General features: G+C 60.1%; 14 protein-coding genes. 10 read left to right on the top strand and 4 right to left on the bottom strand.

Annotation, left to right across the window (positions count from 1 at the left end):
* Positions 1-16: 16 nt before the first annotated feature.
* Complete coding sequence (locus CH92_RS10240; protein ID WP_025241683.1) at positions 17-943, bottom strand: LysR family transcriptional regulator; 927 nt, start codon at positions 941-943, stop codon at positions 17-19.
* 139 nt (positions 944-1082) lie between these two features.
* Between CH92_RS10240 and CH92_RS10245 the strand changes: the two genes are divergently transcribed.
* Complete coding sequence (locus tag CH92_RS10245) at positions 1083-1487, top strand: RidA family protein (protein ID WP_025241684.1); 405 nt, start codon at positions 1083-1085, stop codon at positions 1485-1487.
* A gap of 19 nt (positions 1488-1506) precedes the next feature.
* Here CH92_RS10245 and CH92_RS10250 read toward each other — a convergent pair whose 3' ends face one another.
* Positions 1507-2511, bottom strand: a complete 1005-nt coding sequence (locus CH92_RS10250) for a LacI family DNA-binding transcriptional regulator (protein ID WP_025241685.1) — start codon at positions 2509-2511, stop codon at positions 1507-1509.
* A gap of 316 nt (positions 2512-2827) precedes the next feature.
* Here CH92_RS10250 and CH92_RS10255 point away from each other — a divergent pair, with 316 nt between their 5' ends.
* From CH92_RS10255 to CH92_RS10295, 9 genes are all read left to right on the top strand, one after another.
* The gene (locus CH92_RS10255; protein ID WP_038622959.1) at positions 2828-3985 is read left to right on the top strand and encodes a Gfo/Idh/MocA family protein; all 1158 of its coding nucleotides are present in this window, start codon (positions 2828-2830) and stop codon (positions 3983-3985) included.
* A gap of 23 nt (positions 3986-4008) precedes the next feature.
* Positions 4009-5070, top strand: a complete 1062-nt coding sequence (locus CH92_RS10260; RefSeq protein ID WP_235206211.1) for a sugar phosphate isomerase/epimerase family protein — start codon at positions 4009-4011, stop codon at positions 5068-5070.
* Between the two features lie 42 nt (positions 5071-5112).
* A complete protein-coding gene (locus tag CH92_RS10265; RefSeq protein ID WP_025241688.1) occupies positions 5113-6351 on the top strand; it encodes a nucleoside permease in 1239 nt (412 codons plus the stop codon).
* 444 nt (positions 6352-6795) lie between these two features.
* Entirely contained in the window at positions 6796-8460 is a 1665-nt protein-coding gene (pgm, locus tag CH92_RS10270) for a phosphoglucomutase (alpha-D-glucose-1,6-bisphosphate-dependent) (RefSeq protein ID WP_025241689.1), read from the top strand.
* Between the two features lie 414 nt (positions 8461-8874).
* On the top strand, positions 8875-9087 hold the full coding sequence (locus CH92_RS10275) for a ParD-like family protein (RefSeq protein ID WP_025241690.1): 213 nt from the start codon (positions 8875-8877) through the stop codon (positions 9085-9087).
* Positions 9084-9872 carry a type I methionyl aminopeptidase gene (map, locus tag CH92_RS10280; RefSeq protein WP_025241691.1) on the top strand — a complete coding sequence of 263 codons (789 nt, stop codon included), beginning with the start codon at positions 9084-9086 and terminating at the stop codon, positions 9870-9872. The genes CH92_RS10275 and map overlap by 4 nt, the downstream gene beginning before the upstream one ends.
* Before the next feature lie 201 nt (positions 9873-10073).
* Positions 10074-10622, top strand: a complete 549-nt coding sequence (locus tag CH92_RS10285; RefSeq protein WP_025241692.1) for a TetR/AcrR family transcriptional regulator — start codon at positions 10074-10076, stop codon at positions 10620-10622.
* Positions 10619-11782: an MFS transporter gene (locus tag CH92_RS10290; protein WP_025241693.1), complete on the top strand. Its 1164-nt coding sequence runs from the start codon at positions 10619-10621 to the stop codon at positions 11780-11782. The genes CH92_RS10285 and CH92_RS10290 overlap by 4 nt, the downstream gene beginning before the upstream one ends.
* A gap of 101 nt (positions 11783-11883) precedes the next feature.
* Positions 11884-12702, top strand: coding sequence for an alpha/beta fold hydrolase (locus CH92_RS10295; RefSeq protein ID WP_025241694.1), 819 nt, complete (start codon positions 11884-11886; stop codon positions 12700-12702).
* Between the two features lie 119 nt (positions 12703-12821).
* Here the strand turns inward: CH92_RS10295 and bdcA are convergent, their stop codons facing one another.
* Positions 12822-13535: an SDR family oxidoreductase gene (gene bdcA / locus CH92_RS10300; RefSeq protein ID WP_025241695.1), complete on the bottom strand. Its 714-nt coding sequence runs from the start codon at positions 13533-13535 to the stop codon at positions 12822-12824.
* Between the two features lie 165 nt (positions 13536-13700).
* A complete protein-coding gene (locus CH92_RS10305; protein WP_025241696.1) occupies positions 13701-14624 on the bottom strand; it encodes an alpha/beta fold hydrolase in 924 nt (307 codons plus the stop codon).
* Positions 14625-14651: the final 27 nt, after the last annotated feature.

The following is a 14651-nucleotide window of genomic DNA, read 5'->3' on the forward strand; positions in this document are numbered from 1 at the left end:
TGCGCGAGCGCCTTGGTTATCGAGCGTGCCGGCCGGCTACGGGTGCATGCTGCGCCATCAGCTCAGCGATCCAGTCGATGAACACGCGCAGTTTGGCGCTGACATGCCGGTTCGGGGGAAACGCGATATACATCGGCATCGAATCGAGTTGCCAGCTTTCGAACAGGGGAATCAACTCGCCGCGTGTGAGGTGATCCTTGGCCATGTAGTCGGGCAGCCATAAAACACCCAGCCCGGCCAGGCCGGCCGCGAGGTAAGCGTTGCCGTCGTCGACCGAGAGTACATAGCGACCGAGTACCTTGATGCTCTCTCCGTTGCCGTGCATGGCATACGGAAAAACCTTACCGGTGCGCGCCCAGAGGAAGCCTACGATACGGTGGTGCGTGTCCTGCAGTTCCCGCGGGTGAGTGGGTGTGCCGGCGCGCTCCAGGTAACTCGGCGCCGCATAGACCCCGAGCCGCAGGTCGCCGACGTGCCGCGCCATCAGCGACTGGTCGGTGAGCTCGCCGCCGCGTACGACACAGTCCACGTTCTCGCCGATCAAATCGACCGTCCGATCGCTCACGCCCATGTCCAGCTGAATATCAGGGTACCGCGCGTGGAACTCGGGCAGCGCCGGTACCAGAATCATCCGGGCGAAGGGGCTGGGCACGTCCACGCGCAACCGACCCCGAGGGAGTGCCGAGGCACTGGACAGGCTGGTTTCGGCATCATCCATGTCAGCAAGCAGGCGGACTACGCGTTCATAGTAGGCAGCGCCGTCGGCGGTGACGTTGACCTTGCGGGTGGTCCGGTTGAGCAGCCTGACGCGCAACCTGGCCTCCAACTGCTGCACCAGCTGCGACACTGTGGTCTTGCTCATGTGCAGGGTTTCGGCTGCCTTGGTGAAGCTGCCGGTCTCAACCACGCGGATGAATGCCTTCATCGCATCAAAACGGTCCATCTCTGCTCCAATCTCAAGGATTGTTTGGATTCTACAAACAGTGGTGGGTAGACGCGCCAGTTTATCCGGGAAATGGGGCCGCTTAGATTGATTCCATCGTAAACGACAGGTCGGCTTGGCCTGCTGATGGAGGTATCTCATGACTCAACGTGACGTTGTATTCCCGCCCGGGCGCCAGGCGCTCTACGAACGCAACCGCTACTCGCCGGCGATCCGTGCCAATGGCTTCCTGTTCGTGTCGGGGCAAGTCGGCAGCCGTGAGGATGGCTCGCCCGAGCCGGACCTTGAGGCGCAGGTCCGGCTCGCGTTCGAGAACTTGAACGCGATTCTGAAGGCTGCGGACTGCACCTTCGATGATGTGGTCGACGTCACCGTGTTCATGGTGGATCCGGAGTCGAAATTCGAAACCATCTGGAAAGTCGTCCCGGAGTTCTGGGGAAGCGCACCGCACCCGACGCTGACCGCAGTCGGGGTGACCTGGCTCTACGGCTTCCAGTTCGAAATAAAGGTGATCGCGAAACTGCCAGAGACCACTGATTACTGACCCGATTCGATCGAGTCAGTCACCGTGGCGCGGCCGCTGTGCTGCCGCGCACGATCAGTTCGTAGGGCAGTACGAGATGCGGTGTTTCGAGAGGACGCTTCTCGAACTGCGCCACCAGCATCTCGACTGCCTGCCGGCCGAACGCCTCGGCGGGTTGGGCGATGGTCGTCAACGGCGGGTCGCAGAAGGCAGCGAAGGGGATGTCATCGAATCCGGCGACCGACATATCCTGCGGGACCCGTAAGCCGGATTGGCGGATGCGCTGGATGGCGCCAATCGCCATCTCATCGTTCTCGCAGAAGATCGCTGTGGGCCGGTTCGGGTAACGCAATAGCCGGTCGGCCGCTTCGTAGCCGGCCTGTAAGGTGAAGTTGCCGCGGCAGAGCAGTTCGGGGTCGGCTGCAATGCCGGCCGCGCTGAGTGCATCCTCGTAGCCGGCGATCCGGTCACGCGTCAGCGGACTGCCTTGCGGCCCCTTGATTAGGCCGATGCGACGATGGCCCAGTGCGAGCAGGTGTTCGGTCATCGTGCGGGCGGCGGCGCGGTTGTCCAGGCGCACAGTAGGACAGGGCGGCGTATCGAGCACTTCGCAAGCGTTGACCATAGGCGGCGGATCGTCGCCGTGACGACAGATCTCGCCGAACGGGTTGAAAGCTCGCAACTGAATAACGCCGTCGGCCTGATGGGCGTGGACCAGTTCGGCGTACGCCGTCTCGACGTCCTCCCGACCCCGGGTATCGCACAGCAGCACGCGGTAGTCGAACGCCTGCGCGGCTTCCTGGATGCCACTGATAACGCGGGCGAAGAATACGTTGGCAATAGCCGGAACCAGCACGACGAGGTTACGCGTCTTGCGCGAACGGAATTGTACGGCCATCAGATTGGGGCGGTAGCCAGCCTGCTCGACTGCAGCATGCACACGGTCACGCGTCTGTGGGGAAACCCTTTCGGGCGTTTTCAACGTGCGCGATACGGTGGCAACAGAAACCCCGGCCAGCTCGGCCACCTTGCGAATGTTTGGCATAACTCCTCGGCGGTTGGTGCCGGTCATGGTCAAGACCAGCGAGTGAATAGCGTAACGCACCCGTTGTTTGCGAACAGCGGTTTGACTCATGCGTAACCGTGCGCCATGCCCCTTACCGACGTTGGCTTCGACCAATGGACCCTTTCGGTATCCGTACGTCTCGCAATCCCGTCCATCGCTCGCGCTGCAGCGCCGGGGCGGGAATCGCTTCGAATTTCGCCTCACCCGCTTGACAGTCCCAACTTTAATGCTAGTTTCTGATCGATGTAACCGGTTACATTAGGGTTATCAATCAATTTCAGTTGGGGTGCAAAAGATGGCTACAGCCGGTCGGACCAAGGTTCGAATGGGCATGGTGGGCGGTGGCGAAGGGGCGTTCATTGGTCGGGTGCACCGCCAGGCGATGCGTCTCGACGGGCAGATCGAACTGGTCTGCGGCGCGTTCAGCCGGGATATGGAGAACAACAGACGAAGTGGTGAGTCGCTGCACCTCGATCCCGAGCGATGCTACTCCTCCTGGGAGGCACTACTGACTGGCGAGCAGGCGCGACCAGCCGATCAGCGTATGGAGCTGCTGGCCATTGTCACACCCAATCATCTCCATGCATCCATTGCCGAGGCTGCGCTGCGTGCGGGCTTCCATGTGTTTTCCGAGAAGCCGGCTGCATTGTCGTTGGCCGACGTGCAGAACTTGGCCGCCACGCTGGCTAGCAGCGGCTATTTCTATGGTTTGGCCCATACCTACCAAGGCTATCCGATGGTCTGGCAGGCGCGGCATATGGTGCAAACCGGTGTGCTTGGAAACCTGCGAAAGCTCTATGTCGAGTACCCGCAGGGCTGGCTGAGCGAGGACCAGGCCGGACGTGGGAACAAGCAGGCGGCCTGGCGAGGTGAGCCGGAGCAGGCCGGACCGAGCGGCTGCATGGGAGACATTGGAATCCATGCGTTCAACCTTGCCGAGTTCGTCAGCGGCCAGCGTATCGAGCGCCTATGTGCCGATTTGGGTGTTCACGTAGAAGGTCGGCAACTCGACGACGATGGCGCCGTGCTGTTCCAGACCGATAAGGGCGTCGGTGGCGTGCTTATCGCCAGCCAGGTCTGCGCCGGGGAGGAAAACGCCTTGAGGTTGCGCCTGTATGGCGACCGAGGCGGTATCGAATGGCGGCAAGAGGAGCCGAACAGCCTGGTCCATCGACCACTTGGAGAGTCGCTGCGAGTGCTGCGTGCCGGTGTTGACCAGCACTGGCTATGCGATGAAGCCCTTCGACGGTTGCGCCTGCCTGCCGGGCACCCGGAGGGCTATCTCGAGGCCATGGCCAATCTTTATAACGACTTCGCCGCTGGCATCCGCACTGGAGTGCCACCCGATGTGCCCGGTATTGAGGCGGGTCTGCGCGGTATGGCCTTCATCGAGACGGTGATTGCCAGTCATCGCAGCGATAGCAAGTGGACGACATTCGCAGCCATTGAATGATAGGTACGCACATGGAGCACGCTATGACACACAGTAGTATTCGCGGCCCAGCCATCTTCTTGGCGCAGTTTCTTGGGCCGGAAGCGCCGTTCGACAATCTTTCAAATCTGGTCGGCTGGGCGGCATCGCTCGGCTATTGGGGGGTTCAGCTGCCAACGCTCGGCACGCAGTGCCTGGACCTGAAACGAGCCGCCGAGAGCCAGACCTACTGTGACGAGCTAAAGGGGATTTGCGCTGAAGCCGGGGTCGAAATCAGCGAACTGTCGACCCATCTGCAAGGCCAACTGGTTGCGGTGCATCCGGCATTCGACGATCTGTTCGATGACTTCGCACCGGTCGAATTACGTGGCAAACCGAAGGCCCGCACCGATTGGGCCATTGAGCAATTGCACCTCGCCGCGAAAGCCAGTCAGCGTTTGGGGCTTACCGCTCATGCAACCTTCTCTGGCGCGCTATTGTGGCCCTACATGTATCCCTGGCCGCAGCGACCAAGTGGCCTGATCGAGGAGGGCTTCGCCGAATTGGCCCGTCGCTGGCGTCCCATCCTCGACGCGTTCGATGAAGCCGGTGTGGACCTGTGCTTCGAGATCCATCCCGGCGAGGACCTGCACGACGGCGCCTCGTTCGAGCGCTTTCTCGAGGCGGTCGGCCATCACCCTCGCGCAAAGATTCTCTACGACCCCAGCCACCTGCTTTTACAGCAACTGGACTACCTCGGCTTTATCGACCGCTACCACGAACGCATCGGCATGTTTCACGTCAAGGACGCCGAGTTCCGTCCGGATGCACGCTCTGGCGTTTACGGCGGCTATCAGGACTGGGTCGAGCGCCCCGGCCGGTTTCGTTCGCTGGGGGACGGTCAGGTCGATTTCAAACAGATCTTCAGCAAGTTGACGCAGTACGGCTACGACGGCTGGGCGGTACTCGAGTGGGAGTGCTGCCTCAAGGACGCTGCGCAGGGGGCAGAGGAAGGCGCCCATTTTATCCAACAGCAGTTGATCAACCGCGCCACGCGGGCATTCGACGATTTCGCCGGGGTTGCAAGCAGCGCCTCGAGAAATCGCCGGCTGCTGGGACTCGATTAAGGCGCTTCGCTAACAAACGTGCACAACAACAAGGACAAGACCATGAGCACACTCAATGTACGGCTGAGCCTGATGATGTTCCTGCAGTTCTTCATCTGGGGCGGATGGTTCGTCACTCTCGGCACCTTTCTGGCTAACAACCTGGGCGCAAACGGCAGCCAGATCGGCATGGCGTTCTCGACTCAGTCGTGGGGCGCGATTCTGGCGCCGTTCGTGATCGGGCTGATCGCCGATCGCTACTTCAACGCCGAGCGACTGCTGGCCATTCTTCACCTGGTTGGCGCCGTGCTGTTGTTTCAGCTTTATCGGGCGACTGATTTCGGGGTGTTCTACCCCTACGTACTGGGCTACATGATCGTCTACATGCCGACCCTGGCACTGGTGAATGCCGTGGCCTTCCGGCAGATGCGCGACCCGGCGCAGGAGTTTTCGAAGATCCGCGTATGGGGCACGGTGGGCTGGATCATTGCCGGATTGGTCATCAGCTTCCTGTTCGGTTGGGATTCCCAGCAAGCCATCGCAGGCGGTGCTTTGCGCAACACCTTCCTGATGTGCGCCATCGCGTCGGCACTGCTCGGGCTGTACAGCTTCAGCCTGCCAAGCACGCCGCCGCTGGCTCGGCGAGAGCAGGGCGGCCTGAAGGAAATGCTCGGGCTGGATGCGCTCAAGCTGCTGAAGGACCGCAGCTTCGCGATCTTCTTCCTCGCCTCGGTGTTGATCTGCATCCCGCTGGCCTTCTATTACCAGAACGCCAACCCGTTTCTCGCCGAGATCGGCGTCGACAACCCGACCGGCAAGATGACCCTGGGGCAGATTTCCGAAGTGCTGTTCATGCTATTGCTGCCGCTGTTCATCCAGCGTTTCGGCATCAAGAAAACGTTGCTGCTGGGCATGCTCGCCTGGACGTTGCGCTACGCATTGTTCGCTTACGGTAACAACGGGGACCTGCTCTTCATGCTGGTTGCCGGGATCGCCTTGCACGGGATCTGCTACGACTTTTTCTTCGTGTCCGGGCAGATCTATACCGACGCCAAGGCCGGCGAAACCTTCAAAGGTTCAGCGCAAGGGTTGATCACATTGGCGACTTACGGCGTCGGCATGCTGATTGGATTCTGGGTCGCCGGGAAAGTGACCGATCATTTTGCCACGGTCGAGGGGCACGACTGGCAGAACATCTGGCTGTTCCCCGCGGTGTTCGCGCTTGGCGTGTTCCTGACATTCCTGCTCGCGTTTCGCGAACAGCGCCCAGCGGGCCTATCGACAGCTGCCAAGACTGCTTGAAGTCGCCGAATCAGGCGTCAGCTTGTGTGCTGACGCCTGATCGAGTGTCGCACCCGCCCGGTACTACGCGCCTCGCTGGAGAACGGCAGGGTTGATCAGCTCGATACGCGGCCATGCGAGAGCGTGCAGGGAATTCGCGCTGATCGTCGAAAGCGAGGTGGGCCCAGGGGCACGGTTCACCCTCTGGCTCCTTGGTTCGGAAGGCGAGCCACCCCCGCAGACTCAGAAATAGCGGCGTTTGGCTGAAGACGGATCAGCCAATATCATGCGCCGCGGGTCAGCTTGAACATTCGTTCGATCACAGGGGAACCAAAGCCCAAGAGGTAATGGTCTTAGCGCCTAGTGAACGGCGTTGAACGATGCCCTTTTGCGTTTGATTGCCTCCCGTGCGGCACGCAGTTTTGCCTGAGGCGATACTTTCCACTTTATCCAAAGGAACGACAGATGAGTCTCGACCTCAACGCAGGACGCCTGCCTGACGAACAAACACTGACCAACATCCCTCGCCTGATCTCGCGCTATTACAGCGAGCGGCCCGACCCCTCCGATCCGGCGCAGCAGGTCGCGTTTGGCACTTCTGGCCATCGTGGTTCCTCGCTGAAGAACAGCTTCAATGAGTGGCATATTCTGGCCGTGACCCAGGCGATCTGTGACTACCGGCGCGAGCAGGGCATCGATGGCCCAATCTTCGTCGGCATGGACACCCATGCGTTGTCCGAGCCGGCCTTCGTTTCCGCTTTGGAAGTGCTGGCGGCCAACGGTGTCGAGACACGCATCGATGCTGGCTGCAGCGAAACCAGTGGCGAGCCCGGCTACACGCCGACTCCGGCCATCTCCAACGCCATTCTCGAATACAACGCCGGCCGTAGCAGTGGTCTGGCCGATGGCATCGTCATCACCCCGTCGCACAACCCACCCGCTGACGGCGGCTTCAAATACAACCCCACCAATGGCGGTCCGGCTGATACGGGCGTGACCAAGTGGATTCAGGATCGCGCCAATGCGCTGTTGGTCGCCGGGCTCAAGGGCGTTCAGCGGATGGATTACGCCCAAGCGCTGAAGGCACCCACCACCCAGCGCTTCGATTTCATCGAAAGCTACGTGGGCGGCCTGGATCAGGTGATCGATCTCGAAGCGATTCGCGGCTCGGGTCTGAAGTTTGGCGTCGATCCGCTCGGCGGTGCCGGCGTGCACTACTGGACGCGCATTGCTGAACGCTACGGACTGCCGCTCGAGGTGCTTTCGACACGTGTCGATCCAACCTTCCGCTTCATGCGTCTGGACTGGGACGGCAAGATCCGCATGGATTGCAGTTCACCGCACGCCATGGCCGGGCTGATCGAGAACAAGGACCGCTTCGATGTGTCTTTTGCCTGCGATACCGACCACGACCGCCATGGCATCGTCGCGCGTTCCGTAGGGCTGCTGAACCCCAACCATTACCTGGCCGTGGCCATCGAATATCTATTCACCCATCGCCCCGAGTGGAGCGCGCAAGCCGGCATTGGCAAGACGCTGGTGTCCTCGTCGATGATCGATCGGGTCGCGCAAGGCATCGAGCGCAAAGTGGTGGAAGTGCCAGTGGGCTTTAAATGGTTCGTCGATGGCTTGATGGACGGAAGCCTCGGCTTCGGTGGCGAAGAGTCTGCGGGCGCGTCGTTCCTGCGCAAGGCCGGTAAAGCATGGTCGACAGACAAGGACGGTCTGATCCTCGGCCTGTTGGCTGCCGAGATCACCGCAGTGACCGGCAAGGATCCGGGCGAGCGATACCAAGCGCTCACCGAGCGTTTCGGCGCACCGGTCTACCAGCGTATCGATGCGCCGGCTGATCGCGAGCAGAAGGCCAAGCTGAGCAAGCTCAACGCATCACAGGTCACTGCGGCTGAGCTGGCTGGTCAACCGATCAAACAGATTCTCACCGAGGCGCCGGGCAACGGCGCGGCAATCGGCGGGCTCAAAGTGGTCACCGATAACGGCTGGTTCGCTGCACGGCCATCCGGCACTGAAGACGTCTACAAGATTTATGCGGAAAGCTTCGAAGGCGAGGCGCACCTCAAGCGCATCCAGGAAGAAGCCAAAGCATTGGTCGACGGCGTGTTGGCCGGGTAATCGGCACCTGGCAGTTCGCTACGGTCGGGCTCCTGCGATAACGGAGCCGACCCTCCCTAGCACTGGCGATAGCCGCTCCATTGCCACCTTCGCTCACTAAATGACTTGGCCAATGACCGGGATTATCCCGATGTCGTTTTTACGGTCTTTACCGAGTGCCTTGCCCATTTCACGCCGTCACTCAATCGAGTGAGAACATCCATAGCGGACTACACGGCATGCTTCGTGAGATGTTCCGCACTATGGTCGCTGGCGAGTGCCGTCGCGCTAGCCATGTCCTTGCTGAAGTGTATTTTCGACAAGGTATCAAACCTGTCGCCTCAAGCAGTCCTGGCTTAAGACGTGAAAATGCACTTGGCTTCCGAATATATGAAACGTATCATTTGCGCTTATGAATCATATGCGGGATGACCAATGGGCATTGTGAACATCGAGGATGACCTACACGATCAATTGCGCAGGGCAGCCAAAGTATCCTGCCGTTCGATCAACGCGCAGGCGGCCTTCTGGATCAAGGTGGGCATGCTATCTGAGACCAACCCTACGCTCAGTTTCAACGAGATTATCCAACGCGAACTCAGTGGCGCTGGTGTTTCGGCTCAGCCATTGACCATGAACTACCTATGATCAAGCAACCCCAGGAATTGGCGCTGCTCGCTGAAGCCGGCCGGCTGCTTGCGTCCGTATTCGAACTGTTGGATCGAACCCCGCTGATTGGTATGTCGACGCTTCAGATCGATGAAATGGTTGAGAACTTCATCGTCCGGGACCTGCAAGCCCGACCGGCCAGCAAAGGTCAATATGGCTATGGCTTTGTGCTGAATTGCTCAATCAACGACGTGGTTTGCCATGGCGTTCCGTCTCAATCGGAAGTGCTTCGAGATGGCGACATCGTTAATCTCGATATCACCCTGGAAAAGAATGGCTATATCGCCGATTCGAGCAAGACCTATCTTGTGGGGGAAGTCAGTCCAGCCGCCAAACGCTTGGTCCAAGTCACCTACGAAGCCATGTGGAAGGGTATTCGGGCGGTTCGTCCAGGTGCCCGGCTTGGTGATATTGGGTCGGCAATCGAGCGTCATGCCAAGCGCAACAGTTATTCGGTGGTGCGTGAATATTGCGGCCATGGCATCGGCCGCGAGATGCACGAGGAGCCTCAGGTGCTGCACTTCGGTAAGCCAGGCACCGGGCTCGTCCTGCGAGAGGGCATGGTTTTTACCATCGAGCCGATGCTCAATCGAGGCGCGCGGAATGTCAGAACCAAGGCAGACGGATGGACCGTTGTCACTAAGGACGGATCGCTTTCTGCACAGTTCGAGCACACCGTTGCCGTCACCGCTTCCGGCGTTTCGGTGCTGACTTTGCGACCTGATGAACTAGGCATGACTACCAAGGCTAAAAGCGTCGGGTAGAGCATCTTTCAGCCGGAACTAGCATTCGGGCTGGGTTGAGTCATATGCGGACGAAGTTTTGCTCAGAGTGCCAAAACAGAGCCGACTTAAGTCCGCGGCGCCGTGGTCAGCTTCGTTCATCAGGTTTTTGAGCGTTAAGACACAGGGCTTTGGAGTGCCATAGCGGCTTGACGGGTAAAGTGATCGTTTTACACTGAGCCCATGGATAAGCGCGAAGAAATGATCGTGGGCGCGGCCCGCATGTTCGACTCAGAGGGGTTCCGAGGAATCGGGATCGACCGTGCGCTCGCGCCTTCCGGTGCCTCCACCCGCACGCTCTACAAGCACTTCGGCTCACGAGACGGGCTGGTCATCGCGGTGCTCGAAGCGAGGCATCATGCATTCATGATGCAACTCGAAGCGCAGTCAGCGGACGTCAATCCGGTTGCGTCGCTTTTCGATACGCTGCGGCAGTGGATAGATGAGCACGGTGCGCGAGGATGCATGCTGCTGCGCGCTCGCAGCGAATACGCCGAAGCCAACGGCGCAATCGTGTCACTGGTTCTTCATCAGAAGAATGAGTTCCGTAACGAAGTTGAAAGACGCGTTAAAAGCGCCCTTGGGCAGGAGAGCCCGGCGCTTTCCACCCAAGTATGGCTACTGTTCGAAGGCGCCACTGCCGCGGCCAGTGTGACAAGCGTTTCGGTGATCGACGACGCCAAGGCTGCCGCATTGTTGCTTCTCGAACACTGCCGAGCAGCGCACCCATGAGCCGCGGTCTGAACCTCGTCGCCGCGGCCTTCGCCCTGACAGCACTATCCTATGGTCTCGCACGTTTTGCCTACGGGCTCCTTCTGCCGCAAATTCGCGAGGACCTAACCCTCGATGTAGCCGTGGCCGGATGGATTGGTGGCAGTGCCTTTGCCGCTTATTGCGTGGGTATCGTCTTCGCCTTTCTAAGCGCTGCCAAACTCGGTCCACGCACGATCGCTTGCTCGGCCGGCCTGGCTGCTACCGTTGGCATGGGGCTCGTTTTTTTTGCATGGTCGGGTTGGGCGCTGGGCCTAGGTATTACGCTTGGCGGCGTAAGCACTGGCCTGACGTCGCCTCCGCTAGCGTCCGCGGTTGCAGCCCGGTTCGGTGACGAAGACCGGCCCAAAGCCAATGGAGCGATCAACGCCGGAACGGCTGCAGGCATCGTATTTTCAGGCGCGGCAGCCTTGATGGCCGCTGGTGCGTGGCGTGAGCTTTACGCCATGTTCGCGCTGTCTGGTGCAGGTGTAACGGTGTGGCTCTGGTTCGCCGTCCCGCCGCGCGCCAATGGCAAAGGTCCACAGCGGTTTTCCCTCAACATTCTCGGTCGGCCCGGCCTTCCTGCGCTTTGTGTAAGCGCTTTTTTGATGGGCTTGTCCAGCACTGCAATCTGGACGTTCGGCGCGGATATCTTGCGCAATGAATTTGGCTTTACCGACGCCCGCATTGCATGGGCCTGGGTAGCGCTGGGCGTGGCCGGCATCAGCGGATCGCTGACCGGTATTCTGGTCAACCGCTTCGGTACGGGGCGAGTCCATGGGTTTGCACTGCTGGGAATGGCGCTTGGTACCGTAGGATTGGCGACAGCTTCCATTTCGCCTGTTTACGGCGCTGCAGCCATGGGCGTATTTGGCGCTGCCTATATCGTCTCGACGGGAGCCTATCTGATCCAAGGTATCAACCTGCTTCCGGACCGTCCCGACCTGGGCCTGGGCATTCCTTTTCTTGTCCTTGCGATTGGCCAGGCTATTGGCACGCCGCTATTCGGCGCCACGTTGGCTGCTACGAGTTCCCTTAATGCGTTAATCGCATCGGCGGTGGTGGCGTGTCTAGCGATCGTCATCCGGCCGCGAGGGAGCGGAGCGGACTTATCACTTCAGCAGATTGGAGGTTCCTAAGCAGGGCATCGCGACGCCTTGGCGGTTGTCCCGTTTCCTGGTCTATTTTCAGAGGACGGCCGTGATAGTTTTTTAGCTAAAACACAATATGAGGCGAAGCGATGTTGGATTTGCCGTTTACGTCGGTTATCGAAGGGGCTGCTGTCCGATGGGGGCGATGTGGTAGCGGCGCGCCTTTGGTCGCTCTCCACGGCACACCTTTCTCCTCCCAGGTTTGGCGCAGAATCGTCCCCCACCTGATCGACAAAAGGACCGTGTACTACTTCGACATGGTGGGATACGGGCAGTCCGAAATGAGGGAGGGCCAAGATGTCTCCCTGGCAGTCCAGAACAGGGTTCTCGCTGCGCTCTTCGATGAGTGGGATATCAGCCGACCTGACGTTCTGGCGCACGATTTTGGCGGGGCAACAGCTCTTCGTGCTTACTATCTGAACGGGCTGCGCTATTCGTCTCTGACGATCTTCGACGCTGTGGCTTTAACACCATGGGGCTCACCTTTCGTCCAGCATGTTCGCCAGTACGAGGCGGCATTCGCTGGTATGCCTGACTATATGCACCAGGCCTTGCTAAGGGCATATCTGCAAACAGCTGCGTGTAATCCGCTTTCCGAGGAGACAATGCATGTCTACCTCACACCATGGCTGGGAGCCGTCGGGCAAGCAGCCTTCTATCGGCAGATAGCGCAAATGGATGAAAGGTTTACTGACCAAGTTCAAGGGCGGTATGGCGCAATGGATTGTCCTGTTGCGGTCTTATGGGGACAGCAAGATGCTTGGATTCCATTCGAGAAGGGAAGGGCCCTCGCGGAGCTGATCTCGGATCAGCCCTGTTCTTTGGTACAAAATTCCGGGCATCTCATGCAAGAGGATCGCCCAGAAGCGATCGTAGCAGCGGTACTCAAACAAATCGGCTCCACTTGAATTCGAATGTCTGCTTTGGCCGAAAGCCGATAGCTGCTAAGGGCAGCAATCGGCCAAAAGTGAAAGAATCACTCAGGGAGGAAATAAATTCGTCCTCTTTCTAGGCTGACCATTCCCCGCTAGGCGCCAAAGCCTCCGTCTATGGTTTGCATCGAGCCGGTAATCATCGCCCCATGAGGCCCGGCGATGAAGGCAACGAGTTCCGCGATTTCCTCGGCACTCGCATGGCGCTTTATCGCCATGAAACTGTGCATTGTCGCTGCCATCGGGCCGTCCGATGGGTTCATGTCGCTGTCCGTCGGGCCAGGCTGGACGCTGTTAACAGTGATGCCGCGGTCGCCGAAATCGCGCGCCAGGCCCCGGACCATGCCCTGTATAGCCGATTTGGTCATGGCATACGCCGCACCGCCCGCGAAGGGCATGCGGTCGCCATTGACCGAGCCGATGACGATGATCCGGCCTTGGTCGTTCATGCTCCGCGCCGCCTCGACCGCCGCGTGATAAGGCGCGCGGACATTCACGTCGATCAGCCGATCGATGTCGTCGGCATTCAGCGTCAACGGATCGCCCATGATCAGGGAGCCGGCGTTGATGACCAGGATGTCGAGCGAGCCGCGGCTGGCCACGGTACTGATCAGCTTGGCGCGGTCGGCGCTGTCGGTCTGAATGGGCTCGGCGTCGGTTTGCGCGGCGAGCGTGTCCGCGGCGTCCTTCGACCCGGCGTAGGTGAAGGCGACCTTGGCGCCATCGGTTGCGAAACGACGCACGATTGCCGCGCCGATCCCGCGGCTTCCGCCGAGGACGAGGACGTTCTTTGCTGTGAAATAAGTCATAACGGGTCTCTTGGGTAGGATAGTGCTGTGCCTCGGCGCAGCGCGGTCGGCTTACGGACTTCAGGCCGGTTCAGGTTAGTTGTAGGCTCGGGAATGCTGATGGACGCTTGGCCGCGCGCAGCGGAGGCGCTGGCTCACGCGTCAAGACCGCGGCCAGGCGAGCGCTCAGTTCCCGGCATCGACGAAGCCGCGAACCCGTTCGATGGTCGCTGCAGGGTTTTCTTCCATGATCCAGTGACCGGAATCGGGAATGACTCCCTCTTCGACGTCTTCAGCGGCAAACCGCATGACGGTTGCCATCATCGGGCCGAAGGATTTCTCGCCACCCAGCGCCAGTACAGGCATCTTCAGCTTTCCGCCCTGGGCAATGAACGCTCGGTTGTCGGCGGCGTCCTGGTCGAATGCCGCGAACTGGGCAAAGCCTGAATGCATGGCGCCGGGTAGCGCATAAAGGCGCGCATAGTGCTCGCGTGAGGCCTCGCTGAAGCGTGCCGGCGTGGCCGAGAATTCATTCCAGAAACGGTCGAGGTAGATACGCTCCCGCCCAGCGACGAGTCGCTCCATGTCCGGCCCACCGAAGCGGAAATGCCAGAGCAACGGGCTTTGCAGAATGTCTTCCCACGGGCCCACGCCTGGAAGCGGCGCGTCAATCAATACGAAGCGGCGGACCCGCTCGGGATGTTGCGCTGCGAAGGCATAGCCGACCATGTTGCCAATGTCGTGGGTCACCAGATCGATCTGATCCACCTCCAGCCGGACGAGCACCGCCTGTAGGTCGCCAGCCTGCGTTTTCTTGTCGAAGCCGCCAGCCGGCTTGGACGAGAGCCCAAGCCCACGCAGATCCGGAACGATCACCGTATGGTCTCGCATCAGCTCGGCAGCCATCGGCGACCACATGTCGCCTGTTTCGCCATAGCCGTGCAGCAGAACGACGGCAGGACCGCTGCCCCCGACCCGAACGTGAATAGTGACGTCGTCTCGTTGCACGTCTATCGTGCGAAAGTCGCTCGGATAAGGCGCGACCTGCGCCTGAACGGATGCCGCGCAAAACAGCAGTGCCGCGCCGGCCGTTGCCAAGAAGCGAACCATGGTGTTTCTCCGCTGATGACGGTTGCC

Origin of the sequence: Stutzerimonas stutzeri (assembly GCF_000590475.1) — a bacterium.
Taxonomy (GTDB): Bacteria; Pseudomonadota; Gammaproteobacteria; order Pseudomonadales; family Pseudomonadaceae; genus Stutzerimonas; species Stutzerimonas stutzeri_D.